The following is a 25,782-nucleotide window of genomic DNA, read 5'->3' as shown; positions in this document are numbered from 1 at the left end:
GGGCAAAACCTTTTCTTCGGAACGGTCTCGACGCGGCTACCATGTGGACCTCCAGGCGCCGTGGCCGAGTGGTTAGGCAGCGGCCTGCAAAGCCGTGTACACCGGTTCGATTCCGGTCGGCGCCTCAAATCAGTGAGACGGCCCCCGCGAGGGGTCGTCTTTCGTTTTGGGACTCCGCCGGCCCTACAACACTGAACACATCACATCCGATATCTGAACGCTCTCGGTGAGGAGAACGCTGCCTATGGTGCTAGGGTCCCGACCCAGTGCGGTACGTAGGTGGTGCGGAGGTTCCGATGTCCAGGTTGGTTAGTGGCGTCTTGGCCCTCCTCTTGTTGGCAGGTGGCCTGGTGTTGGTGGCCAGCGGCGAACAGTCGTCCGCGGTCACCGGGAACATCGAATGGGTCGAGATGTCGGCAGGTGCGGGCGACCTACCCGTACCGCTCGGCGGCTCTGAGCAGACGGCCCTGCTGGTTGGTGACATCGACGGAGACGGTGACGACGACATCGCGATGGGATCGCGGGGCGGAACCAATTCGGTGGTCTGGTTCCGGCGCACCGGCTCGACGTGGGAGCAGAGCGTGGTCGATGCGGCCGCGCTTCGGCCCGAGGCCGGTGGTGCGCTCCACGACGTCGATGGGGATGGGCTCCTCGACATCGTTCTGGCGGGCGACTTCATGTCGAACGAGATCTGGTGGTGGAAGAACCCCGGTGCGACGGCCTTCGGTTCGGCGTGGACGCGATACACGGCCAAGAACTCCGGGGCCAACAAGCACCACGACATTGCTTTCGGCGATTTCGACAACGACGGATCGGATGAGTTCGCCTACTGGAACCAGGGCAACGGAAACACCGTCAACGACCTGTTCATCGCCGAGATCCCTGCCGACCCGACCACTTCGTCGTCGTGGCCGGCCCAGGTGGTCGTCGATGCGACCACATTCTCAGAAGGACTCGCCGTGGGTGACGTCGACGCCGACGGCGACGACGACCTGGTCGGTGGCGGCCGCATCATCTCCTACAACAGCACGACGAGCAGCTACGACGTGACCACTGTCAATCTGGCAGAAGCCAGCTACAGGTGGCACATCGCCGACATCGTCCAAGGCGGCCGGCCCGAGCTGATCACCGCCTCGGGCGACAATCCCGGTGGGCTCGGCTACTACGAATGGGACGGTGCCACCTGGGTTTACACAACCCTGCTCACACACGAACTGGCCGGCACGTGGAGTGAGGGTCACAGTGTCGACACCGGCGATGTAGACGGCGATGGCTTCATCGACGTGTTTGCTGCCGAGATGGCCATCAATGCCGGAGCGGCCGCGCGATCGGTCGTGTTCTACGGCGATGGCGCTGGCTCGTTCGTGCGCGACCTGGTGTCTACCGGCATCGACAACCACGAGTCAAAGCTCGCCGACATAGACGATGACGGCGACCTCGACATCGTGTCCAAGCCGTTCAACCAAGGCACACCCGAACTCCGGCTGTTCGCCAATCCGTTCCCAGGTCACGACGTGGGCAGCTGGCAGCGTCATCTCGTGGGTACCAACACGCTCAAGCAGGCTTGGGTCCGTCATGGCGACATCGACCTCGACGGTGACCTCGACCTTCTCGCGGGCCGTGCTTGGTTCGAGAATCCGGGTTCGTTGGGTGGCAGTTGGACGCGCCACGTGCTGCCGTCGCCAATGCTCCATGCCTTCTTGCTGGTCGACGTAGACGGCGACGGCGACCTCGACGTGTTTGGCGAGCAGGGCCTCAACTCGATGACCTATGTGTGGTCCGAGAACGACGGCTCGGGCAGCTTCACCAGCCGATCCAACATCCAGAACATCGTCACTGCCACGAACGAGTTTCACCAGGGTGTCACCTTCGTAGAGACGCCGACCGGAGTCGAGATCTACACGCTGTGGAACGACCGAGCGTTGGGCATCGAGAAGATCACCGTTCCCGCTGACCCGATCAACACGACCTGGCCCACTGTCCTGACCAGCCTGCCCTCCCAAGGCGAAGAGGCGGCGTTCGTCGATATCGACGGCGACGGCGATCTCGACTTCATTCAAGGACACATGTGGTCGCGCCGCGAAGCCAATGGCTCTTACACCGACTTCGTGCTGCACAATCCGACGACCTGCTGCTTCGCCGGGCAGCCGGTGCTGGGAGATCGTCTGCCCGACCGAATGGTTCCGGCCGACATCAACCTCGACGGACGCATCGACATCGTCGTGTCTCACGAGTACGACCCGCAGAACTCGGTCGTCTGGTACGAGCAGCCCCTCGACCCAACCACCGAATGGCCAGAGCACCTGATGTTCGAGGGGGCGTTTCCGATCCACTCGCTCGACGTGGCTGACATAGACGGTGACGGCGACCAGGACGCTGTCATCGGCGAACATGGCCCGACCGAGGCCGACGGCACCGTGTACGTGCTGCAGAACATGTCGGGCACGGGCTCTGCGTGGAAGCCGATACCGGTTCACACAAACGAGGAGAACCACGACGGCACCAAACTCGCCGATCTCGACGGTGACGGCGACCTCGACATCTACTCGATCGGCTGGCTCCACTTCAGGGTGATCATCCACGAGAACCTCTCGGGCCTGATCTCGCCTCCGGTCTGGCACGATGTCGATCGCCGCTACCGCACCAACTTCGAGGTGGGTCCGCTGGGGGTCGCGAGCGTCGATCACCCCGCTGTCGCCGGAGTTGACTTCACGGCTGCTCTTGGCGCCGCAGGAGGCGGTGGGTCGATAGACACAGCGTCGCTCAAGGTCGTCGAGGTCGACGGGTCTGGTGCGATCGTCAACGTCGACGTGCCGTTCCAGTTCGATCCCAGCGCCACCTTCGACGCTTCGACGGATGCCACCGGTGAACTCGTGGTCCTGATGCCCGGCAACACCGCAGCAGGCCAGACCCGCTACTTCCAGGTGTACTTCGAGGTCACTTCGGCCGGCTTGGCGCCAACAGTCGTTGCCCCCCTGGTCACCACCACACCTGGTGTGGTCGACGCGGGCGTGTCGACAACCAGGGTCGAGACGCCGGCGGGCGACTGGTTCTTCGACATGGCCGGTGGCGGGTTCGCCAGCCTCGACGATGCCGACGGTAACGACTGGATCGGGTACAGCACGGCCGTCGGCGCCGCGGGCGAGTTCCGAGGCATACCCAACCTGATCGCTCCTGCCGATGGAGGCCACTTCCATCCTGGGTCCACGTCGGCGAGCTCGAGCGTCGTCAACGAAGGTCCGCTGCGGACGACCATTCGGTCGAGTATTCCCGGCACGGGCTGGGCCATGAGTTGGCAGATATACCCGGGTTGGGCGACGGCCACCGTCGACAGCGTCGACGGCTCGTACTGGTTCCAGTACGAGGGAACACCGGGAGGCACCTTCGAGGCGGCCGACCAGATCCACGAGTCTGGCGGCACCACCGTCGGTGCTTTGGCGACCTTCGGCGCCGACCTCGCCGCACCCGAGTGGATGGCGGCTGCCGACTCGACCATCAGTCGTTCTTTGGTCATGGCCCACCACGATGACGACACCATCGCGGACAGCTATCGCGACCAGGACGACCTGATGACGGTCGCCGCGTTCGGGCGCCCGTTGAACGTGTTGGCACCGTCTCTCACGGGGGTGGCAGAACGGTTCAGTGTCGGTCTTGTCGCCGGCAACGCTGCGGCCGACGCCTCGTCGGGTGCCGCCCGCTTCACCGCCGATGGATCTGCCCTCGTCACCGGTTGGTCGTCGCGGGCTGGAGGGTCTGGCTCCGAAGGAGGCTGGACCGGCCAACCCGCCGAGTGCGCTACATGCCTGCTTCGGGTTACGACCAACCCGCCCCTGCCATCACGCCTGATCGTCGACGGCTTGCCCAGGGATCGCTGGGGTCTCAACTGGATGAAGGTCACCCCAGGCCAGCACGAGGTCTGCTTCGGTGACGTGGTTGGCTGGGTCACACCGCCATGCCAGGTCGTCGACGTTCAGCCCGGCGTGACCGGGGTGGTCGACGGGGTGTTCCAGCAGATGGGCTCGTTGCGCGTGATTACAGAGGCTGGCGCTGGTGGCGGCGGAGTGCAGTCGACGATCTCGGTCAACGGGAACCCCGCAAACGATTGGGGTTCATGGACCGACGTCGCACCCGGAAACTACGAGGTCTGCTTCGGCAACGTTCCAGGGTTTGCCCCAGAGCCATGTCAGAACGTCGTGGTGGTGGCCGGCGTGGCCACTGTCGTCACAGGAACCTTCGATGCCGGCACATCAACGGCCCCGCCCCAACACGGCTTCTTGCGCGTCGTCACCGAGGCAGGTGCAGGCGGCGGTGGTGTGCCGACGACGATCACCATCAACGGAAACGTCGCGGATTCCTGGGGTCTCAACTGGCTGAAGCTTGCACCCGGGGCCTATGAGGTGTGCTTCAGCGAGGTGGTCGACCTGGTCACTCCGACCTGCAACAACGTGACGATTACGGCCGGTGTGACGACCATCGTGAACGCGACCTTCGACCTCAAGGGTTGGTTGCGGATCCTTACCGCTCCGGCCCAGCCATCGACGCTCTACGTGGACGGCGTCGCGGTCAACGAGTGGGGCTACTGGTCCGATCTGCCTGTTGGTGACTATCGGATCTGCTTCGGTGAAGCGGCCGGTTTCGCTCCAGCCTGTCAGACGGTCAGCGTCGCCGCCTCGACCCTCACAACGGTGACCGGTAACTGGCCGTGATAGCGCCGGGTTTTCGGTGTTGATTCCCTTCGGGGAGGTGGTACCGTTACCCGTCCCAGGGCGATTGGCGCAGTTGGTTAGCGCGCTTGCATGACACGCAAGAGGTCACAGGTTCAACTCCTGTATCGCCCACCACTCCGGCCAGGGCAAACGCCCTGGCCGTCTGGGTTTTGGCGCTCCGCGGGCTGCCAGCGTTGTGGATGAGTGCCCGCTTGCGAGGTCGCTAGGTGCGTTTCGCGATTCTCCATACCGCGATGACTTCGTCGAGGTCTGTGATGGCGGTGATCAGGTCTTCGGGGATGGGGCTTTGTCGGGGGACGACGCGGTAGGTCGATGGTGCCTGGAAGGTGCCAGAGGCGATGTCGGGATGGTCGGCGAGCAATTGGCCGATCGGGTCGAGCCGGTTGAGTGGCCTGTCCGTGTCGAGGTGGATCTCGATGATCCAGTCGGCGTCTTCCCATCCGGTTGGGTTCTTGCCGAACACGATCCATTCGCTGTCGGGTGTTGGTTCGTCGTATCGGTCGGCGAGGCTGATCGAGGATGAGAACGCCAACTTGGAGTCGCAGAGTGATTCGGCTGCATCGATGGCGTCGAGAGCTGCGGGGTCCTTGTGGGATGTCTGGGCTTGGCCGATTGTGCCCTTGACCCGGTCGAGCTGGATTGCGAACGCTCCGGAGTCGCGGTTGGCCATGATGCAGTTGCCGTAGTCGTCGATTAGCTGCTCGACCTCTGCGATCGTGTCGAGGACACGGACCGCACCTGCATCTGCCGGGCTGACGGTCGTGGGTGTGAAGCCTGGCTCGGTTTCGTCCTGGCTGGCGAATTGCCCGCCGGCCACGCCCACAACGACATCGGTTTTGTTTTGGGGCCCTTGCCGTCTGCGGTTCCGGCCGGCCGCTATCCCGATCCAATCGCCGCTACTTCGACGGCGCGTAACGGACCCTGCACACCCACGCTCAGCAGCAGCCGCGGCACTTGTTGCTTGAAGGGATAGTGAGTTGGCCGACTTATGGGGTCAACTCATCTCAGAAGGGTGGAACCATGAAGATCTGGCGATTGCTGGGGGCCCTCGTGGTCTGTCTCGTCCTCGCCGCTGGGTGTGGCGAGTCGGCCGAAGATGCCGGGGGTGCGCCGTCGGGCACAGATGACGAGTCGCAGACAGGTTCGAACTCGGATTCCGAGTCGAACTCCGGAGGCTCAGGCGGATCGGGTGATTCCTCAGAAGACGGATCCGATGGCGACGACGCTGACGCGACCGGACAGTCTGACCCTGGTGGCGGCGACTTCGAGACGGTGTTTGGGCTTCCGCCAGGTAACTCGGTAGAAACCGACTGGGCGCCCTTCACCGTCAACGAGACCGAGTTCGGCGTCGACCAGAGCGTCGTGTTCGAGGTGACCGGAGCCACCGTCGCCGAGATCGTCGCTCACTACCAAATGACTCTGCCTGAGATGGGCTACTCGGTCGACGAACCGATCGATCTTGGTGGCACGGTCGCGCTGAACATCACCGATCCAGCGAACCCCGGATTGACCGCGGTGATCCAGATCGGCGAAACCGGTGACTTCATCACCGTCAACCAGAACATGTCGATTCCAGCGGATCATGCGAGCCCGAGCACCGAGGCTTCCGACGGGTCGGCGACTGGCGGAACCACGGGGGTTTGGCGAGTGACCGAGGGGGCGACTGTCGCCATCGACTGGTCGGCGTTGCCCTCTACCCCGTTCTTTGCCCTGACCAACGCGGATGCGGACCCGTACTTCCACATCCACACCAATCCGGACTCCGACGGGTTCTTCCTGTCGTTCGAGCTCTACACGCAGTGGGGTGAGGCCTGGACCGGCGAACTGGGAACATACGAGATCTCGTGTGACGACCCGAACACGAGCACTGGGATCTGCGTCTACTACGACCCCGACGGCTCGGGCCCCGAGCCCGTGCTGGGAAGCGACTTCGCCACCATGGGCTCGATCACGATCGACCAGCTCGACGAGAGCGGCTACAGCCTCTACGTCGAAGGGCTCACCTTCAGCGACGGAACCAGCTTCACGCCGTTCACGCTCGTCGGCTGAGGCCGACGATTGCTCCGATCATCCGCAGGCGATCTCGACCCTGCGGTTGATCGAGCGTGAGGCTTCGTCGGATTCACGCACCAGGGGCTCGGTTTCGCCGCGGCCCTCGCTCGAGATCTGGTCGGCGGGCATTCCTCTGGCGACCAGCTCGTCGACCACCGCCTGGGCGCGGCGTTCGGAGAGGTCCTGGTTGTGGTCGGCATCGCCCTCGGTGGAGGTGTGGCCGACGACCGTCGCCTCCTGTGCGCCGAGGTCTTCGTACAAGTCGTCGAGGACCTGGGTCGAGTCGGGTCGGATAGTCGCGGAGTTGACATCGAAGTTGACGTAGACGACCGAGCCACATGCGATCGGTTCGGGTTCGGACTGGCTACATGGCGTCGTGGTGCCTTCAGGCGACACACGCCCGATGCGCGCCCTGAACACACCGTTGTTGGTCGATTCCATACCTCGCAGTCGGCCGTCGTCGCCGACCACGAATAGGTAGGCGCTGGGTCGGTCGTTGCGGGTGTCGATTCCGTTCAGGCGAACGACGTTGCCTGTGACGGTTCCGTTGACCATCGCGAATCCAATGCAACCAGACACGCGAGACCCGTCTTGGCGAAGCTGGGTCAGATCACCCGAGCCATCGGGGTTGTCGAGGAAGGCCAGCTCCCACACGCCGTTGAACCTATCCCCCATGGGAACCGGGTCCTGAGCGCCCTGTCCGATCAGCTCGGTGAAGCGAACGACGGTCTTTCCCGGCTCGTGCTCGACGTGGAGCGCGCCGGAGAGCGTGAGGCGAATCCAGCGAACCGGAGTCGAGGTGGACGGGGTGAAGTGGGCGGCCTCCTGACCTTCGTCGAGTTCGACGAAATCGTTGGACACGAGAACTTCGAAGCCCTCCTCGGGTCCGGTATTCGAGCCGGCGACCTCGACCGAGCCGAAGAAGGTCGTGTTCCCCGGCGAGTTGCGGGTGTCGGGGATGGAGAACGCGGTGAAGGTGGTGGGCGCGGGCAGCTCGAACACGTAGACGACGGGCTCTGAGGCGTCGTTGCTGAAGCCGATCTGGGTGGGCTCACCATCGATCGCGCGGACCCCGTTGGAGGCAGACGCATTCTCCCCTTCGAAGCCGACGATGGTGACCCCGGCAGCGATGGTGAGCCAGTCTGTCTCATCGGCCTCAGTCACTGGTTCTGCGGCTTCGGTCGTGGTGGTCGACCCGTCGGTGGTCGCCGACGCCGTCGTCGTAGTGGTCGGCTCGGGCGTCGTGGTGGTCGTGTCGGCCGAGGTCGTTGTCGAGGCGTCGGCTTCGACAGCGGAGGTCGAGGTGGTGGCCTGGCTGGTCGTCGAGGCGTCGGATCCTCCTTCGTCGCCACCGCCACAGGCGGCGAGCAGGAGCAGGACGACAAGGATGGAAGCGAGAGGTCTCAACACGGTAACGAGAGTACTCGAAGGGCCATTCGGCTACCACCGGGAGCGTTCGATGATCACGCATGGTGACCGCGTCCACGCCGGCGCCTGACCGTGTGGGGATGTGGCTCGGTGAGCTTGTGCGATTGGAGCTAGATGCCTCGCAGCTCGTCTGGCGGAGCGAAGTCGTCCCAGCTCGGCGGTGGCGTCTCGCGTTGCGCGGCGTCCGAGCCGGTGATTGCGTCCGCGCGACCAGACAGCGCCGCGGCCAGGGCTGTGGTGACCGGCACCGCTGCCACCAAGCCCATCGAGCCGCACAGAGTGCGAGCTATCTCGATGGCGACTACCTCGGTGTTCGCGATCATCTGAAGCGACTGGTCGGAGGCCGCGAACAACAACAGCAAGGGCATGCTGGCGCCGGCATAGGCCAACAAGAGGGTGTTGACGGTGGACGCGATGTGTTCGCGACCGACCCTTATTCCTGCGGCGAACAGTTCCTTGGCGGGCATGTCTGGGCTATGGCGGCGAAGCTCGGAGACTGTGGCTACCTGGGTGACGGTGACATCGTCGAGCGCACCCAGGGCACCGATTATCGCCCCTCCCAGCAGCAGAGCCCCGACGTCTACCTGGTTGGCTACGAAGGGCAGGGTCAGCGCTTCCTCGGAAGCCAGGCCAGAAAACTCGGCCAGGGCAAAGAACAGCCACGACAAGGCCAGGGTCACTCCAAGCGCCCCGAGCGTTCCGGCGAGCGCGACGGTGGTGGTGGGAGTCGGCCCGTGAGTGGTGTACAGCGTGACGAAGGCAATGGCACAGGCCGCGACGACCGACACGGCCAGTGGGTCGTTGCCATCGAGAACCGACGGCGCGACGAAGGCCACCAGGATGACCAGCGTGGCCGCCATGGCGACCAGCGCCAGCAGGCCCCTCAACCGGCCGAAGGTCACGACAACGGCCATGAACAAGGCAGCGAGAATCAACAGCGTGCTGCGACGGTCGACGTCGGTGAAGAAATAGATGCCCGTGCTGTCTTCATAGCCGAGGACCACACCGTCGCCGGGGGAGAGGTCGGGCAGATACGGGTTGAACGCCAGATTCACCTCTGGCAGCGCCACCAGCGAGCCGGCCTCGGGGCCGTCGTCGAGGCGAACGTCCATCTGCCTGCAGATCTCGCCAGGATCACTCGAGTACGAGCATTGAGCATCCGTGACCTGGAGGACGGTGGCCGCCAGCCGGTCGCTGACCAGACCCAGCTCGTTGGCGCTGACGATGGCGGCTTGGCGACCGTCGCCACTGGGCCAATAGGCGATGATTCCCCCAACCGTTGCGGCGGCGGCGACCATCAACATCCAGCCGATGACCCTGGACCTGGGGTCGGCCAGCCACGACCTCCAATGTTGGGCATCGAAGCCGCCGTGTTCGTGGCCATGACCGTGGCTGTGCCCCATGCGGTAAGAAGCTAGCCATCCAGAGGTCTCGTGGGTGCTCGATGTCGACTCGCGAGGAAGCTCGCCTCCTTGCGGCCCAGAAGTACTGGGACGCACCCGAGTGTGCTGAAGTTGGGGTATGGGAAAGCTGGAAGGTCAGATCGCGGTCGTCACCGGAGCGAGCAGGGGGATAGGCGCCGCCATCGCCGAGCTCTTCTCCGCTGAGGGGGCCGCCGTATGTGTGTCGGCTCGAACCTCTGAGGAGGGTGACAGCCGCTTCGCCGGGTCGCTGACCACAACGGTCGAGGCGATTCGGGGTTCCGGTGGGGTTGCCCACCCGGTGGTTGCCGACCTCGCGCGTGCCGATGATCGTGCCCGGCTCGTGGAGGAGACCGTGAGGGAACTGGGCCCTATCGACGTGCTCGTGAACAACGGCGCCGTCACCTATTTCGAGCCGGTTGAGGAGTTCACCGAGAAGCGTTGGAGGCTGATGTTCGAGGTTCAGGTGCGGGCACCCTTCGAGCTGGCCCAGATGGTGATTCCGTCGATGCGCGAACGCGGCTCAGGATCGATCCTGAACATCTCGTCCAAGGCCGGCCTTCACCCCTATCCCGATTCCAAGGCCAGAGGCAGCACGGTCTACGGCATGGTGAAGGCTGCCCTCGAGCGGTTCTCGACAGGGCTTGCAGCCGAGCTGTTCGACGACGGGATCACCGTGAACGCCCTGTCTCCTACATCGGTAGTGGCGACGCCTGGGGTGGTGCACCACCAACTGATCACCCCTGACCGCGAGCGGTGGGTCGAGGACGAATCGATGATGGCCCGGGCTGCTCTGGCTTTGGCCACGGGTGATCTGACCGGGCGGATCGCCTACAGCCATCAGCTGCTGGCAGAGCTCGGGTTGGAGGAACCACCAGCAGACTGGTTGATGGTGGCCGACCACACCCGCTACCGGTCGAGAGAGTGAGGGTCTTCTCGTCCCGGTAATGCCCTTCGGGTATCAGGTCGATCTCGGGCATGGCCGCGGCGCGCGGTCGTGTGCTCGGCCTCGTCTGGGTGCAGATCGGAGGGCCGGACCATGAGGCAAGACTACGCAGCCGTCGCGCGGTCCGGTCGACAGACATGGGTGAGCTCGCACCTTCGGAGGCTTTCGTGTCGCTCCGCCCATACTCCCGGGTAATCATCTCGCTTGCGATCGTCGCGTGGTCGGCTCTCGTCCTGGCCGACTCGCCGGCGCGGGCGGCCGAGCAGGTCCGGGTCAACTTCGGCAAGCTCGATGTAGAGGGGTGGGTCACCGAATCGGGCGGCGCCTACGACCCCCAGCGCGGGTTTGGCTGGCTCGACGAACTTCACCGCAGCCAGTGCTTCAATCGATCATCGGACCTGGGTATTCGGGACACGGTGTGCCGGGCCGAGTCGCGCTGGTACGACAAGCAGTGGCGCTTCAGCCCAGCCGTCAAGTGGCGGATCGATGTGCCGAACGGTCGGTACCTGGTGACGGTCGGTTGGGGGGACAGCGCTTTGTCCACGCTCAATCGCATCGAAGCCAACGGCGTTGTGGTCGTGGACGGCGACAACGGCCGCATGAACCTGGAGTCGGCGGCTGCCGTCGACGTCGCCGATGGGTCGCTCGTTCTCACGTTCGGCGATTCGGCCGAATACCAGACGGCCATCAACTATCTGAGCCTGGACCTGGTCGAGCCCGCTCCGCCCGCGGAACCTCCGGTGAGCACCACCACCACGACCGCGATTGCGTCTTCGACCACGACTTCGACGACCTCGACAGTTCCGTTGCTCACGACGACAACCGAGCCGCAGACCAGCAGCACGACCGTTCCGGCTCCGATGGAGCCGACCGGCGATCTGCAGCTGCCCCCTGGGGTGTTCGAGGTGGACGACCCGATCGTGATCGGAGATCATCAGGCCCTTACAGGGGCCGGTGTGGGTGTGACGATCATCCGCCCGGGCGCTGGTTTCGACCCTTCGGAGGGTCCGATCGTTCGAACCGCCGTCATGGATGGCGACGGAAACCATCACTTCTCGATCGCCGATCTGACGATCGACTGCATGGAGATCTGCGAAGGCGTCCGGATCCACGGCTACCAGTACGACATCGACAATCTGACGGTGAGCCACGCCACCGGCTCGGGCTTCCACACGTCGTGGAAACCAGACGACTGGGGCGAGGCAGCCCAGCCAGACCCGGCGACCGACGCCTTCATCATGGATCTTCAGGTCCAGCAATCGGGCTCACCGACCGAACCTGCGGTTCTGCTCGACGGCCCCCACGACCTCGTCTTGACGAACCTGTTCGTCTCAACCCACGAGTGGGTGCCAGACGATCAGCTGCTGCCGGCCGCGATACAGATCGGACCGGGCGGCTTCGGAACCATCATCACGAACGGCCACTACTGGGGGCGCGATCACCTTCGGGGCATCGTCGTCGACGAGGGGGTCACCGGCGTACGCCTGGATGGCTACTGGGAAGGCGCGAGACTTGCCGAGGTGACGCTCGTGGGTGCCAACCGGGATGCCGCCGTCACCGGGCAGGTGAGATGCTTCGGGCATGACTTCGCCCCAGAGGTTCGGGGAGTCCTCCTCGGCCCCGATACATCGGGCATCAGGGTCGATCTGCAGATGAGCAACTGCCTGGCCGGCGGTCTTGTGTTCGAGACACCATCTTCGGGCTTGGTATCGATTCTCGACATCGTCTCCTGGGAGTCACCGGTAGTCGGTCCGATCCCGCAATCGGCTCTGCTCCGACTCGCCTTCTGAGGCGGTTTCGCAGGCCCGTCGATCGGCCGTGGCCGGCAAGCGTCCGCCCAGGGGTATCGTGAGCGCTCGATGTCGAGGCGTAAGCAGGCTCTGGAGCGGCTGAAGAGCGCGAGCGACAAGATTCGCCACGCGGAAGCAGTACGCACTTTCGAGGACCGCTTCACCCAGCGCGAGCCGACCGTGTCTGCCCCTCGACCTCTGGCCCAGATCGAAGCCGATCTCGATGCGCTCATCGGCCTCGAGACGGTGAAAGAAGAGATCAAGGCCCAGGTCGCTCTGCTGCAGGTGCAGGCCAAACGCCGCGAGCACGGTTTGATGGACGTCGCGACCAGCCAGCACCTGGTGTTCAAGGGCAACCCCGGCACCGGAAAGACAACCGTCGCGCGTTTGCTGGCCGAGATGTATGGCGCCATCGGCATCCTCGAACGAGGCCACCTGGTCGAGGTCGATCGAGCCGGATTGGTCGCCAAGTACGTCGGTCAGACCGCTCCGAAGACGTCGCGAGTGGTCAAGCGTGCGCTGGGTGGGGCTCTGTTCATAGACGAGGCCTATGCCCTGGCCCCCGGTTCGCTCGCCGGCGGCGACTTCGGCAACGAGGCCATCGAGACCCTGCTGAAGCGTATGGAAGACCACAGGGGCAACCTGGTTGTTGTGGTCGCCGGCTACCCACGGCTGATGGAACGGTTCCTGGCGTCCAATCCGGGTCTACGGTCCAGGTTTGCTCGCGAGATCACCTTCACCGACTACTCGTCGGATCAACTGGTCGCCATCTTCCAGAAGATGGCTGCCGACGCCGACTATCGACTCGATTCGCACGCGCTGCCCACAGCACGCGTCATATTCGAGTCTGCTGTGCGCGGCGAGGATTTCGGAAACGGTCGATACGCCCGCAACCTGCTCGAGCAGGCGATGAGTCGTCAGGCGCTTCGCCTGGCTCACGAAGGCATCGACTTGGCGGACCGAGATGCGGTCGCCACGCTGACGTCATCGGACCTGGCCGAGGGCGCCCGACACCTCTGAGGGCGTCAACGCTCAGGTGACGCAGCGACGAGTAACCAGCGACCCGCCAGGGGTCACCAAGAACGCGGTGTCGCCGTCGTTGTTCCACACGTTGCCGTTGTGCCAGAAATACACCCCAGGACCGGGCGCGGCGTTGGGTCCGGTCTCGATGTCGAGGGTTGCGCCCGCCCCCAACACCACACCGGACGGGAACGTCAGGGTGTGCTTGTCGCCCTCGTCATGCAGGTGAAATCCGGTCAAGGAAACGCTGGTTGCACCAGGGTTGTGCAGCCTGACGACCTCAGACCGAGCGTCGCAGAACGTGATCTCCACCGTGCCGGGGCTTGTCCCTTGGGTCGTGGTCGGCCCCGTGGTCGTCGTCGTAGGTGCCTCCACGATCTGGGCGAGTTGCGGCTCAGCCACCTGGTACGCGTCGACCGGCGACGTCGGGCAGCGACCCAGCATGTCGACCAGCGACGACCTCTCGGCCTCCGATTCGAGCGGCAGAGACCACCGTTGCTTCGTATGGATCCAGTTCAGGGCAAAAGAGCACCAGCGGCTCTCGAGCGGTGGGCGCCAAGTTGCCGGACCTTGATCTGCCTTGTCGGTGTTCGAATCGGCCCCAACGATCACGAGGGTGCCGGCATACCCCAGGTCTGAGGCGAAGTCCTGTTTGGTGGCGAGGTCCCACTTCCACGCCCCCGCCCGGTGGGCGGCCGCGAGCGACACGACATGGTCGACCTGGACCTGAGACGCATCGCTGTAGATCTGGCCAGAGTATGGATCGGTCCAGCGGCCAGACTGCACAAAACAACCCGTGGCGTCGTAGGTGACGGCGATCTCGGACTCGGCAGCCAGCACCTCGTGCCTGTCGTTTCGACAGTTTCCGTCGCTGTCTCGCCACCCGGCGGGCTGATAATCGGCACGGTCGTACGGGTCGCCAACCGGGGCAGTGGCCACCGAGAATAGGGCCAGCGTGGAACGCACCGACGCTGGGTCGAAACCGGTGAGGGTTCCGAGCGAGCTAGCGCTGCCGAACGGGTGCATCGTGCCGACACTGTCGACCATCGCGTAGCCGGAGTTGTCGGGTTTCACTGCGACGCCGACGATGCCGTCGGTGCCGGTACCTCCGAGGCTGCCGTGGAAGATCGCCGTTCCGAACGTGAAGATGCCCCCGTCCTGGGCCACCATGAGATAGCCGGACGGTTGGGCGATTACCGCCACCACCCCGGCGTCGAGTGTGACGCCGGGCAGCACGCCCGGGACCGACCCGTAGAACCTGGCATCGCCGAAGGTGAAGATGCCTCCGTCCTGGGCGACCAGCAGGTATCCCTTGCCGGTGGGGGAGGGGACTATTCCGATGACCGGAGCGTCAAGTGTCACTCCGGGCAGGATCTGGGGCACCGACCCATAGAACACGGCCGAACCGAAGGTGAAGATGCCTCCGTCTTCGGCGACCATGTAGTAGCCGAGGCCGTCTGGCATCGCGATGGCCGAGATCATCGGCGCGGCGAGCTCGATGGCGCTGGTATCGCCGAACGACACGGCGGCGCCGAACGGGAACACGCGACCTCGGTTGGTGAACAGCCAATAGCCGTCGACATCGGGCCTCACCGACAGCCCGATGATCGACTCCCCGACCTCGATAGCCGGCCGGTCTCCGTAGTGCGGTAACCCGTCGCGGGCTTCGACGGTGCCGTCGCTGTGGGTCAGGTATACGCCTTCCATTCCCTCGACCGACGCGTAGTCGATATCGACCACCGATCCACCGCCAGCCGCCAGGGCATCTCCGCTGGGCGCGGCGACGAACAGGGCGGCGCCGACGGCCAATATCGCGGCAGTCAGGCGCAGGCCAACCAGGCGAGACCAGGCCGCGGGCGCATTCGGTGAGCGAGAAACCATCGTCCACCTCCGGGGGAGTGGCCCGAACCTATTGCCGATCGGGTATTCGATCAACTCCATTGGCAGCACCCGGACGCATGTGGGCTGCGGCCCGATACGGTTCCCAACGCGAACCTTGGAGGAACGAAATGGCCGATCTTGCATCTGAACTGATGGGGGCCCTGGGCGGGGCCGCAGGCTCTGGGGGTCTGGGAGGGCTGCTCGGTGGTGTGCTGGGCGGTGCCGACGACGACGCGAAGGTCGAGCGGGCGGCCTCCAGCAGCATCAGCGCGATCCTGGCCGGGTTGGCCACCAACGCCAAGACTTCAGACGGCGCGTCGAAGTTGAACGCGGCCCTCGAACGCGATCACGACGGCAGCGTTCTAGACCAGGTCGACTCTGCTGTGGCGTCGGAACAAAAGAGGGCAGACGGCGAAAAGATCCTCGACCACGTCTTCGGCGCAAACAAGAACGATGTCGCCCAGCGGATCTCGGCTGATTCGGGCCTCGATCTGGGCTCGGTGACCAAGCTGTTGCCCGCACTCGCTCCGATGGTCATGGGCATGTTGGGCAAGAAGAAGGCCGAGGGCGGGCTCGATGCCGGTGCGCTGGCAGGAATGCTCGGCGGAGCCGCCGGCGGTTTCGACCTGGGCAAGATCCTCGATGTCGTAGGTGGTTCGGGTTCCGGCTCGTCGCAGGGGGGTTCGGGCCTTGGGGGAGTCGGTGGCATCCTCGGCAAGTTGAAGGGCTTGCTGGGCGGCCGACGCTGAGTCCTACCCAGCCGTGCGCGAGGCTGTGGTCATGTTGATTCGGCCCGTGCACGAGTTGCCCGCACCGCTGCGCCCGACGCGCCATATCGAGGTCGTGTCGGTTTGCGACAACGTCACCGACGTTTTGTTGGCTGACCAGGGGCCGGCCAAGCGCTTTCGCGGGCGCACCGGTGGGGGCCCGACAACTCCGGCGCCTCTGCTCGTCGGCGGCGTGGCCGCGGCGCCGCCACTGGCCCAGCACGGGTTTTCTTCGCTGGTGCGAATCGAAGGCGACGATCGAACTTGGACCATCCTGTTCGACACCGGGGCCACCCCTGAGGGGTGCGTCGACAACCTCGACCGGCTGGGAATCGATCCTGCGACCATAGACGTGGTCGTTCTCAGCCACGGTCACTACGACCACGTCACCGGACTGTCGGGTCTGGCGCCTGTGTTGGGTCCGAAATCGACGCCCGTGGTGGCGCACCCCAACGCGTTTCGTTCGCGCCGGTTTCCTGCCGGCGACGATCATCGGTACCTTCCCACCCTCGACCGTGGGGCGCTAGAGGCTGTCGGGTTTGTCGTGCATTGTCACGAGGGCCCCACCCTTCTGGCAGACGACCGGTTGCTCGTGACCGGCGAGGTCGAGCGTTCGACGCCGTTCGAGCACGGGCTGCCCGGCCAGCAGGCACTCGTGGAAGGCACGTGGCAGGCCGACGCGACGATGAGCGACGACCAGGCGATGGTGATGGACCTGGAGGGCGAGGGCCTGGTCATGATGACCGGCTGCGGGCACGCGGGTGTGATCAACATCGCCAACCACTGCCGTCGGGTGGTTGCCCGCGACCAGGTGCATGTGGTGATGGGCGGCTTCCACCTGGGCGGACGCGGATTCGAGCACGCAATAGCGCCGACGATAGATGCCTTGGTCGACCTGTCGCCCGACGTCGTGGTTCCGACCCACTGCACCGGCTGGCGTGCCATAGCTTCCATCGCCGATGCGCTGCCGGCTGCGTTCATCCACAACAGCGTCGGTACCACCTATGACCTGAAGGCCTGACATAGCGGGTCAGAGTTGGGCCGTTTCCTTGTGCGCAAGGACCGTCAGACGACTCTCACGTCTGTGAACGCGAATGTCACCCGCAAGCTGTTGATCCTGCTAACCGCCCTGGCCGTCGGGGCCGGAGCGTGCTCGGGCTCTGATGCCGACGCCGCCGATCGCGACGACACCACCGCTCAGGCCGCCGAGTCGACGACCTCGACAGTGGCGACGATCGCTCTACCCTCCAACAGTGCCGATGCCACGGGTGACGCGGACTCCAGCGCTGCAGACACCGGTGATGGGTCGGCCGAGGGCGAGTCTGGGCAACAACCCTCGGACGAGCCCGCCGACGTCCAGCCACGAGCGGGCGATGGCTCGTCCGACCCAGACGTTGGCGGCTGTCGATTGGTCGCCTCAGAGAGTTGGCCCCTGGTGGCCTTCGAGTTGACAAACACGGGAGACGAGACGGTCAGCTACTTCATCGACTTTGCCCTGACCGACGAGGCCGGAACCGTCGTCGAGGACACGTTCGCGACCGTGAGCCTGGTGGAGCCCGGGGAGTTCGTTGCGATGCACACGGTCGTAACGACAAACGAGCTCGACCTGTCGCTCGACTGTGAGGTGCTTTCGGTTGATCGAACCATCGAGCACGCCGATCCGCTCATGCTGGCCGATGCTGGCGGATGCGAGGTCGAAGCCGGTGCTACGTGGGGCGAGATCGCCTACCGCATCAACAACGGGTCACCCGAACCCACCGGGTACTGGCTGACCTTCGGTCTGTACGACTCGTCAGGTGTGCGCGTCGCCGAAGACTTCGCGACCTTGTCGCAGCTGGAACCGGGCGGATCGGTAGCGATGACTACGGCCCTGGCAGCAGACGTGTCGGACCAGACGGATTGTCGTGTGCTGGAGGTCGAGTACATCGACGACCAATCCGACCCTGCCGCCATGGACGACATCGAGTCGTGCGAGGTCGGAGTCGACTTCGCAAACGATGCCGAACCGATCGTGACCCTGACCAACGGCGACCAGCAGACTTGGGACTACTTCGTCGACATCGGCCTGTACGACAGCTCTGGCGTGCGCATCGCCGAGAGCTTCGCCAGTGCTGATGACGTGGCGGCTGCCGAGACGACGACGGTGACCGGGATCACCTTCGTCGAGTTCGAACTGGTCGACCGGTGCCGGGTGTTGTCGGTTACCCGCACCGAGCCGTGACCAGGGTGGGTCTTCACTCGAAGACCTGAACCCCGTAGGGGGAGTCGGTGCTGAAGAACAGTTTGCCCTCGGCTGCGGCAACCCCGAATGTGTGGACTAGTTCGGTCGACGTCTGGCCGACGAGCTCGGCAGTAGCGGGGTCGAGTAGATACACGTTCTTCGTTCCGGTTCCGTCGGCCGGCCCCTCGGTCGTCTCGATCACTACGTAGCCGTCGGCCGCGAACGCCTGGCCGGTCCAGCCGGACACGAACCCGAGCTCGTTCTGGGCAGCGATGGTGCCGTCGTTTGACACCAGCCAAGCCGAGGTGACGATCGCGCCCGAGTCGTCGCTTTGGGCGAACACCCACACCCCGCCATCGACACCGACCAGCGCCCGAGCCTGTCCCAGTTCGCCGAGCCCATGAAAGGCCAACATCTGGCCCGAGGTTGCGTCGAACTGTGCCAGCGAAGGGCCCGACGCCGATGGAATCCACAGGTGACCGCCTGCAACGATCATCTGAGCGCTGCACCCGTGTGCCGCCCCGTCGGTGGCGGCGTCGGTCATGTACGCCTCGAACGCGGGGTCCATCGAACCAGCGGCGGCGCCGGTGATGTCGATCGAAATGGTGGCGGCGTCTCCTGTGGGTTGACCTGTCACCTCATCGACCCGGTAGGCCGACAAGAAGTCGCCGGTCCAAACGGTGGTCGCATCGGCCGCCACGCATCGGGCATCCGCGATCTCCACGACCTCACCGCTTGCGGCGTCGACCCTGGAAACCGTGTTGGTGACTCCGTTGGCGAACCATCCGGCGCGTTCGGAAACGGCGACCGGTCCGGCGCGGCCACTGACGGCCACATCGAGCAGCACGACTTCGGCCTCGGGGTCCAGCAACACGGCTCGGCTGGGCTGGTCGTTGTCGTCGTTGCCTCTGACGCTGACCCAAACGCCGTCCGCGCCGGCACCGAGGTACCGCACCAGATCGATCTCGTCGGCGGTGCCCAAGGCGATGAACGTCGCGGGTTCTAGCCCGCTGGGGTTCAACTCTGGCTCTGGGGGCAGGGTCGTCGTGGTCGCCACTTCGGTGGTCGAGGTGGTCTCGGTCGCGGTCGCGGTGGTTTGTGGCGCCGCGTCTTCAGATGAGCCACCGCACGCCGCCGCCGACAACGCTGCTATAGCCATGAACGCGGCTGCTCGCCTGTGTCGGTTGGTCTTCTGCTTTGTCATTCCGGGCCTCCGCGGTTTGGTCGACCCATTCAGCCACGTGTCCGTTAACCAAGCAATAACAAGCTGAGGCGGGCCTCGTTGAAGGCTGCCTAGGGACCATCGGCCCTATCGGTCATCCGAAATCGGATGAAACATACGAGCCAAATCTGTCTCACAGGGGGTTGCTCCGATGGCCGAGTTCCTTTCGCAGTATTCGATCCAGCGCTGGCTCGAGATGTGTCCGCAGGGATACCTGGAGGACACCGTCTTCGGCCACGAAGAAGGCGAGACCGAGCCCGACTTCGTGATGACCGATGAATCTCAGCGCGAGGCTGCGATCCGCTCGACCACCCAGCTCGTCGTCGGCGAGCGCGCGGCGTTGGCGGCTTCGTCGGGGCTCATCAACGCAGCACCGGACTATGCCAGCAAGCGGTTCCTTGCGACCCAGACTCTCGACGAAGCTCGCCATGTCGAGATCTTCACCCAGCGCCTGTACGACCTGGGCGTCAAGAAAGACGACCTCGAGACCACCATTGCGCACTTCGCGAACCCCAACCTCGTCAAGTTCGCCGAGGTCCTGCTGGAGAAGGTCGAGGCCGGCGATTTCCTCGCCGGGGTGGTCGGTCAGAACATCGTGCTGGAAGGCATGGCCTTCACCGTGTTCGAGATGATGGAGGCCGGCAACAGGGCGCTGAACCCCAAGTTTGCTCACACGCTCCAGGGCACCATCGCCGACGAGCGCCGCCATGTCGGCTTCGGCGAGAACCGCATCGGCAGCCTCATCAAGGAGCATCCGGAGAAGAAGCCGGAGATCGAAAAGATGCAGCGCGACATGACCTACTTCATGTTGGCCACCTTCTCGGACTCGTTCTCGAACAACCCCGACCGGGTCGAGGCGCCCCGAGCCGACGTACCTGCCGCCCAATGGCAAGGGCGCAACATCTCCACCGCAACCCCCGAGGAGATGGAAGCCCTGCTGGCCGACACGGTTCTGGGCGAGTTCAAGACACGGCTCGCTCGAATCGGCATCGAGTACCAGTCACCCGTGATGGCCGGCTGAGGCCGGCAGTGTCGTCCGTCGAACCCCACGCCTTGGACGCCGACGAGTTCCTCGACGAGGTCCAGAGCTTCGAGTTCTGGTTCGGGGCGGTCGAGGGATACCTGTCCGACCGCCCCTTCGGCCACTCGCCCGACGTCGTCGAAGACGACCTCGATCCGGTGCGGCGCGATCGTCTGATCACGACGTTGTGCAACTACTGCGTTGGTGAAACGGCGGCCTTGGATGGAGCAAGCGGGTTGGTCAGGCTGGCCCCGAACCGGCACTCGAAAATCTTCATGGCCACTCAGGCTGTAGACGAGGCGCGCCACCTGGAGGTGTTCCTCGCCCGTCTGGCCGATTTGGGTGTCGAGGATCCCGACGCCGAGATCGCCAGGCGCGCCAACCCGGCCCTGCTCGAGTTCAAGAACTCACTGTTGGGCCTGGTCGACAACGGTGATTGGTCGGCAGCGGTGTTCGCACAAAACGTCGTGTTGGAGACGATGGAGTTCACGGTGTTTCGGACCCACGAGCGGTCTGCCGATGCGGTTACGGCCGAGGTGCTTCGCGGGGTGATCTCCGACGAACGCCGCCATTTCGGGTTCGGCGAGAACGACATCGGCCGCCGCATGGTCGACGATCCAGACCTGGGCCCTCGGTTGAACGATCTTCGTCACCGGTTCGACTCGCTGGTTCTGGGCGTGTTCGAGCACGCCATGGGCGAACTGTCGATGCCCCGCGACGAGGCCCACAGCCTGGGTCGCGACTACCTGAACACCATCGAGCGCCTTGGGTTGGGTCGATGACCGATCGAGCCGCAACCGACATCATGGGCGAGATCCGAGATGACGGCCGCCGAAGGTACGAGCTCGAAGACCTCGGATTTCGCGAGGTGCCCAAGCGCTGGCGCAAGTTCTACCGGCATTGGGATGGTCCTACCGACGAGCTCGCTCCGAACGAGATCCTCTGCCCGGTTTGCAAGGTCGTGATCCGATCGGTTCGCGAGTTCAGGCCAGGCGACCGTGTCTATTGCATGCCATGCATGACGAGAATGGTTGTTGCCGAAGACGGCAAGGGTGGTCTCGTCGCCGAGGTCGTCTTCTGATCGGTCAGCCTGCAGAACCACACCCACACCAACTATCCCGGGGGAGGCCCGAACACCAATGGACTTTGAGATCTCAGAGAAGATGGAGACCATCCTCGGGATGGTCAACGAGTTCGTCACCAACGAACTGATCCCCCTCGAGGGTGAGATGTTGCACGGGTCGCCAGAGGCTCTCGACGCTCAGGTTGCCGACAAGCAGCGCAAGGTGCGCGAGATGGGCCTGTGGGCTCCGAATCATCCCGAAGAGTTTGGCGGTCTAGGCCTCAACCTCCTCGAACATGGGTTGCTGACCGAGGCTCTGGGCAAGACCCCACTGGGGTTCACGGTCTTTGGCACGCAGGCGCCCGACGCGGGCAACATCGAGATCCTTCACAAGTTCGGCACGGCCGAGCAGAAGGAACAATGGCTGAGGCCGCTGGTCGAGGGCGAGATCCGCAGTTGTTTCTCGATGACCGAGCCAGAGATGCCTGGGTCGAACCCGGTGATGATGGGCACCGTCGCCCGAAAGGACGGCGACGACTATGTGATCAGCGGTCAGAAGTGGTTCACCTCGTCTGCGGACGGAGCAGCCTTCGCGATAGTGATGGCGGTCACCGATCCTGATGCGCCCCCGTACCGGCGGGCCAGCATGATCATCGTGCCGACCGACACACCGGGGTTCGAGCTCGTTCGCAACGTCAGCGTCATGGGGCACTCGGGTCACGGGCACGCGAGCCACGCCGAGGTCATGTACCACTCGGTCCGCGTTCCACAATCGAACCTGCTGGGTGACGAGGGAGGCGGTTTCGTCATCGCCCAGGAGCGCTTGGGTCCCGGGCGGATACACCACTGCATGAGGTGGCTGGGAATCGCCCAGCGGGCATTCGAGATGATGTGTGATCGGGCCAACACCCGGCCCATCGCCGAAGACGGATCGACGCTGGCAGACAAGCAGGCCATACAGCACTACGTGGCCGAGTCGTACGCCGACATCATGGGCGCGCGGCTGATGACGCTTCGCACAGCGTGGCTGATCGACCAGTACGGCGCGCCGGCGGTGCGAGACGACATTGCGGCCATCAAATTCACGGTTGCGAACGTCATGTTGAAGGTGATCGATCGGGCCATTCAGGTTCACGGAGCCCTTGGCGTCACCGACGACACGATCTTGGCCTACTGGTACCGCCACGAGCGTGCCGCCCGTATCTATGACGGCGCCGACGAGGTTCACAAGACCTCGCTGGGTCGGCGGTTGCTGCGCACCCGCAAGAACTAGCGTCGGGGCTATTCCCGCAGCTACGTTGCGGTGGTGCTGGGCGATCGCGACCGCTGGGACACCCGTTACGCAGATGCTTCGGTGGGGCGGCCGGTTGCCTTTGTCGCTGAGTGTGCCGACGCCCTGCCCCGAGCCGGACGAGCGCTCGACATAGCGGGCGGCACGGGCGCAACGGCGATCGAGCTGGCCCGCCGAGGCCTCGAGGTGACGTTGTTGGATGTGTCGCCCGTTGCGCTGTCGGTGGCGCAAGCCGAAGCTGATCGCCTGGGGCTTTCGTTGGCGACGCTGCAGGCCGACCTCGACTCAGACCCTTTGCCGGCAGGGCCGTTCGACGTGGTGGTCTGCGCGAACTTTCTCGATCGCGGTCTGTTGGGCTCGTTGGCCCATGTCATGGCGCACGACGCTTTGCTGATGGTGGTGGTCGCCACCGTCACCAACCTCGAGCGCAACCCCCGGCCGAGCAGACGGTACTTGGTCGAGCCCGGCGAGCTTCCGGGGCTGATCGACCCGCGGATTCGCCCGGTTTCGTACGGCGAGGGCTGGTTCGGCGACCGTCACGAAGCGCGCTTCGCAGGCCGTCGACGGTAGGTCTTTGGCACTGGGTCAGCGGAGGTAGCCGACAACACCCTCGGTGATGGAGGCCACCCACAGTTCGCCGTCGGGGGCGGTTGCGAACCCGACCACGCCTGCGACCCTGACCCCCAGCTCGACGGCCCGAGTCGTTTCGCGGTCGAGAGCCCACATCCGTCCAGATCCGTAGTCGCCAAACACATAGTGGCCGCCCAGGCCCTCGATCGAGCCCTGATAGACGACACCTCCCGTGACCGACTGGCCCAGGTCGCGGTCGTAGACCACAACCGGTTCGTGATGGTCTACGACATCACAACCTTCGAACGCGGCGAATCCTTCAAAGCAATTCCAGCCCAGGTTCGCCCCGCCATCGCCTGGCCCCACCCGGTCGATCTCTTCGAATTCGTTTTGACCCACATCGCCGATCCACAGGTCGCCGGTGTCGGGGGCGAAGCTCATCCTCCACGGATTGCGAAGCCCGTAGACCCAAACCTCGGGTGCGCCGTTGGTTCCGTCGGCGAAGGGGTTGTCCGGCGGAACCGAGTAACCACCTGCCACAGGGTCGGGATCGATGCGTACCACCGACCCCAACAAAGAGAAGGGGTTCTGACCGTTGCGTTCGGGGTCGCCACCGCTGCCACCGTCGCCCAAGCCCCAATAGAGCATGCCATCGGGTCCAAAGGCGAGGCCCCCGCCGTTGTGGTTCGAGTACGGCTCTGCCACCCGCATGATCTCGACACCGTCGTCGAACGCCAGCGCCTCGGTCCCCGCCCACGGCCAGGCCGTCAGCACGTTGGTGCCGTCGAGATCGCTCCAATGAACGAATACATGGGCTCCGTCCGGGCTGAACTCGACCGACAGGAGGCCGCGTTCGCTGTTGGTAGCGACCTTGTCGGTGAGGTCGAGAACGGGGTCGGCGGAGTCGCCGTCGAGCAAGAACCAGCGGCCAGTCTTGGACGCGACGAACGGCCCCGTGCCGTCGGGATGCCAATCGATGTCGAGTGGTTGCTCGACTTGCGCCACTTCGACCAGTTCGATCTGGATCGCACCCACGTCTATCTGTGGTGGGGCGGCAGCGGTGGTAGAGGTTGCCGGCTCGTCATCCGACTGGACGACCGATGAATCACCGCCAGCGGCCTCGGTCGTAGCTGGGGTGGTCGCGCTGGTCGGCGAGCGACCCTCGGGCACCTCGCTGGCGCGCTCAGGAGAGTCACTTCCGCAGGCCGCCAGCATGGTGAGTGCGAGCAGGGTGGTTGCCCACGAAGCCTTCATCGAGGTGGCCGGGGCACGAGCACAGGGGTGGATTGCACATATTGACGATATTCCGGCTCGTCACCCCAACGCTTAGCGGCCCCTCGTTCCAGCATCGGGATGCCGCTGATCCTGGTCAGCAGCAGGGTGACGAACAGGGGCGATACCAGGGTGAGGTACCACAATCCGTCGAGGGCAGGCAGTGCGATCAACGCGACGCCTATCCACAGGACGATCTCTCCGAAGTAGTTGGGGTGGCGCGACCACGCCCAGAGGCCCGTGGTGATGAAACGGCCCGAGTTTGCGGGGTCTGAGCGGAACTGAGACTTCTGGGCGTCGGCCACCACCTCGATGGCGAATCCCGCCAGCCAGATGCCGAGCCCGACGAACCCGAGTGCGCCGAAGCTGTGCTGGCTGTCTGAGGTGATTGCCGCAAGCGCGGCTCCGGCCGTGAGCGAAACCCAAAGGCCTTGAAGCGTCCAAGTGATGAAGAACGACTTGACGTCGTTCTTGATCTTGTCGAAGCGCCGGTCGTGACCGGCCTTGACGACGCGCCTGAACAAGAAGGTGCCCAGCCGAAGGGCCCAGATGGCCACCAGTGCGCCGAGCACATAGGACCGGGTGTCGAGTTCGTCGGCCAAGAGCAGAGCGAGCGCCGTAACCGTCAAGTAGGTAGCGGCGCCGGTGAGGTCGAAGTATCGCTCGGTCCTGGCCACATTCGAGGGCACAAAAACCAGCCAGTTCAGTCCGAAGGCGACGGCAACACAGATCCAGAAGGCCATATCGGGTTGAACAAGCGAGAAATCCAGGTATTCCGCTATTTCGCTCTCAAGACGGTTTCGTTACGAACCGATGACGATGAGCATCCGGAATCACCGGGTCTCACCGCCACGAGGGGCGGGGAGGGTCCAAGTAAGCAGGAGGTAGCGGAAATGTTCTTCCGCATCATCGAGCGGCTCAACAATGCCGGTCAGGACGAAACGGGCGGCGTCGCAGCCGAGTACGGCGTGATCATCGCCGGCATTGCCGTTGTCATCGCAGTCGCAGCGGCTGCGCTCGGCGGACGTATCGGCGCTCTGTTCGATTCGGTCCTCTGACAATCCCTGGTCGTCGCCGGTCGCACTTTGCG

Annotated in this window: 21 protein-coding genes and 2 tRNA genes; 16 read left to right on the top strand and 7 right to left on the bottom strand. The window is 64.5% G+C overall.

The features are described 5' to 3' along the window. Positions 1-54 precede the first annotated feature (54 nt). From R2770_14015 to R2770_14005, 3 genes are all read left to right on the top strand, one after another. Positions 55-125, top strand: a tRNA-Cys gene (locus R2770_14015). 171 nt (positions 126-296) lie between these two features. Then, positions 297-4,706 carry a VCBS repeat-containing protein gene (locus tag R2770_14010; protein ID MEZ5281571.1) on the top strand — a complete coding sequence of 1,470 codons (4,410 nt, stop codon included), beginning with the start codon at positions 297-299 and terminating at the stop codon, positions 4,704-4,706. Between the two features lie 58 nt (positions 4,707-4,764). After that, positions 4,765-4,841, top strand: a tRNA-Val gene (locus tag R2770_14005). 88 nt (positions 4,842-4,929) lie between these two features. Here R2770_14005 and R2770_14000 read toward each other — a convergent pair. Then, positions 4,930-5,544 (bottom strand): hypothetical protein, encoded by a 615-nt coding sequence (locus tag R2770_14000; GenBank protein MEZ5281570.1) that lies wholly within the window; start codon positions 5,542-5,544, stop codon positions 4,930-4,932. A gap of 203 nt (positions 5,545-5,747) precedes the next feature. Between R2770_14000 and R2770_13995 the strand changes: the two genes are divergently transcribed. After that, a complete protein-coding gene (locus R2770_13995; protein ID MEZ5281569.1) occupies positions 5,748-6,776 on the top strand; it encodes a hypothetical protein in 1,029 nt (342 codons plus the stop codon). Between the two features lie 18 nt (positions 6,777-6,794). Here R2770_13995 and R2770_13990 read toward each other — a convergent pair whose 3' ends face one another. Next, the gene (locus R2770_13990) at positions 6,795-8,189 is read right to left on the bottom strand and encodes an OmpA family protein (protein ID MEZ5281568.1); all 1,395 of its coding nucleotides are present in this window, start codon (positions 8,187-8,189) and stop codon (positions 6,795-6,797) included. A gap of 128 nt (positions 8,190-8,317) precedes the next feature. After that, entirely contained in the window at positions 8,318-9,610 is a 1,293-nt protein-coding gene (locus R2770_13985; GenBank protein ID MEZ5281567.1) for a YibE/F family protein, read from the bottom strand. A gap of 118 nt (positions 9,611-9,728) precedes the next feature. Between R2770_13985 and R2770_13980 the strand changes: the two genes are divergently transcribed. The 3 genes from R2770_13980 to R2770_13970 all read left to right on the top strand — a co-directional run bounded on the left by R2770_13980 (position 9,729) and on the right by R2770_13970 (position 13,384). Continuing rightward, positions 9,729-10,556, top strand: coding sequence for an SDR family NAD(P)-dependent oxidoreductase (locus R2770_13980; protein ID MEZ5281566.1), 828 nt, complete (start codon positions 9,729-9,731; stop codon positions 10,554-10,556). Positions 10,557-10,741: 185 nt separating this feature from the next. Further along, positions 10,742-12,364, top strand: coding sequence for a hypothetical protein (locus R2770_13975; protein MEZ5281565.1), 1,623 nt, complete (start codon positions 10,742-10,744; stop codon positions 12,362-12,364). A 69-nt stretch (positions 12,365-12,433) separates the two neighbouring features. Next, positions 12,434-13,384 carry an AAA family ATPase gene (locus R2770_13970; GenBank protein MEZ5281564.1) on the top strand — a complete coding sequence of 317 codons (951 nt, stop codon included), beginning with the start codon at positions 12,434-12,436 and terminating at the stop codon, positions 13,382-13,384. A gap of 12 nt (positions 13,385-13,396) precedes the next feature. On the opposite strand, the gene R2770_13965 is transcribed toward R2770_13970, so the two are convergent. Next, entirely contained in the window at positions 13,397-15,265 is a 1,869-nt protein-coding gene (locus R2770_13965; GenBank protein ID MEZ5281563.1) for a lamin tail domain-containing protein, read from the bottom strand. 128 nt (positions 15,266-15,393) lie between these two features. Here R2770_13965 and R2770_13960 point away from each other — a divergent pair, with 128 nt between their 5' ends. The 3 genes from R2770_13960 (at position 15,394) to R2770_13950 (ending at position 18,253) form a co-directional block, all read left to right on the top strand. After that, positions 15,394-16,014, top strand: a complete 621-nt coding sequence (locus R2770_13960; protein ID MEZ5281562.1) for a DUF937 domain-containing protein — start codon at positions 15,394-15,396, stop codon at positions 16,012-16,014. Positions 16,015-16,045: 31 nt separating this feature from the next. Further along, positions 16,046-17,053, top strand: coding sequence for an MBL fold metallo-hydrolase (locus R2770_13955; protein MEZ5281561.1), 1,008 nt, complete (start codon positions 16,046-16,048; stop codon positions 17,051-17,053). Positions 17,054-17,116: 63 nt separating this feature from the next. Next, a complete protein-coding gene (locus R2770_13950; GenBank protein MEZ5281560.1) occupies positions 17,117-18,253 on the top strand; it encodes an FxLYD domain-containing protein in 1,137 nt (378 codons plus the stop codon). Positions 18,254-18,266: 13 nt separating this feature from the next. Here R2770_13950 and R2770_13945 read toward each other — a convergent pair whose 3' ends face one another. Next, complete coding sequence (locus R2770_13945) at positions 18,267-19,457, bottom strand: hypothetical protein (GenBank protein MEZ5281559.1); 1,191 nt, start codon at positions 19,455-19,457, stop codon at positions 18,267-18,269. Between the two features lie 169 nt (positions 19,458-19,626). Between R2770_13945 and R2770_13940 the strand changes: the two genes are divergently transcribed. From R2770_13940 to R2770_13920, 5 genes are read left to right on the top strand one after another with little or no spacing between them, the layout of a single operon-like run. Next, on the top strand, positions 19,627-20,496 hold the full coding sequence (locus tag R2770_13940) for a long-chain fatty aldehyde decarbonylase (protein ID MEZ5281558.1): 870 nt from the start codon (positions 19,627-19,629) through the stop codon (positions 20,494-20,496). An 8-nt stretch (positions 20,497-20,504) separates the two neighbouring features. Further along, complete coding sequence (locus R2770_13935) at positions 20,505-21,278, top strand: ferritin-like domain-containing protein (protein MEZ5281557.1); 774 nt, start codon at positions 20,505-20,507, stop codon at positions 21,276-21,278. Further along, positions 21,275-21,577 carry a hypothetical protein gene (locus R2770_13930; GenBank protein ID MEZ5281556.1) on the top strand — a complete coding sequence of 101 codons (303 nt, stop codon included), beginning with the start codon at positions 21,275-21,277 and terminating at the stop codon, positions 21,575-21,577. The genes R2770_13935 and R2770_13930 overlap by 4 nt, the downstream gene beginning before the upstream one ends. 58 nt (positions 21,578-21,635) lie before the next feature. Beyond that, positions 21,636-22,832, top strand: coding sequence for an acyl-CoA dehydrogenase family protein (locus tag R2770_13925; protein ID MEZ5281555.1), 1,197 nt, complete (start codon positions 21,636-21,638; stop codon positions 22,830-22,832). Positions 22,833-22,865: 33 nt separating this feature from the next. After that, positions 22,866-23,420 (top strand): class I SAM-dependent methyltransferase, encoded by a 555-nt coding sequence (locus tag R2770_13920; GenBank protein ID MEZ5281554.1) that lies wholly within the window; start codon positions 22,866-22,868, stop codon positions 23,418-23,420. Between the two features lie 15 nt (positions 23,421-23,435). Here the strand turns inward: R2770_13920 and R2770_13915 are convergent, their stop codons facing one another. Together R2770_13915 and R2770_13910 are read right to left on the bottom strand one after the other, a co-directional pair. Beyond that, positions 23,436-24,674, bottom strand: coding sequence for a PQQ-dependent sugar dehydrogenase (locus R2770_13915; GenBank protein ID MEZ5281553.1), 1,239 nt, complete (start codon positions 24,672-24,674; stop codon positions 23,436-23,438). Beyond that, a complete protein-coding gene (locus R2770_13910; GenBank protein MEZ5281552.1) occupies positions 24,671-25,435 on the bottom strand; it encodes a DUF1295 domain-containing protein in 765 nt (254 codons plus the stop codon). Before R2770_13910 ends, R2770_13915 begins: the two co-directional genes overlap by 4 nt. 6 nt (positions 25,436-25,441) lie before the next feature. Here R2770_13910 and R2770_13905 point away from each other — a divergent pair, with 6 nt between their 5' ends. Beyond that, on the top strand, positions 25,442-25,750 hold the full coding sequence (locus R2770_13905; protein ID MEZ5281551.1) for a hypothetical protein: 309 nt from the start codon (positions 25,442-25,444) through the stop codon (positions 25,748-25,750). Positions 25,751-25,782: the final 32 nt, after the last annotated feature.

It is taken from the genome of Acidimicrobiales bacterium (genome assembly GCA_041394185.1).
In the GTDB taxonomy this organism is placed as follows: Bacteria; Actinomycetota; Acidimicrobiia; order Acidimicrobiales; family Poriferisodalaceae; genus JAAETH01.
Note: the sequence above shows the minus strand (reverse complement) of the source record. Positions and strands in the feature narration are given on the sequence as shown.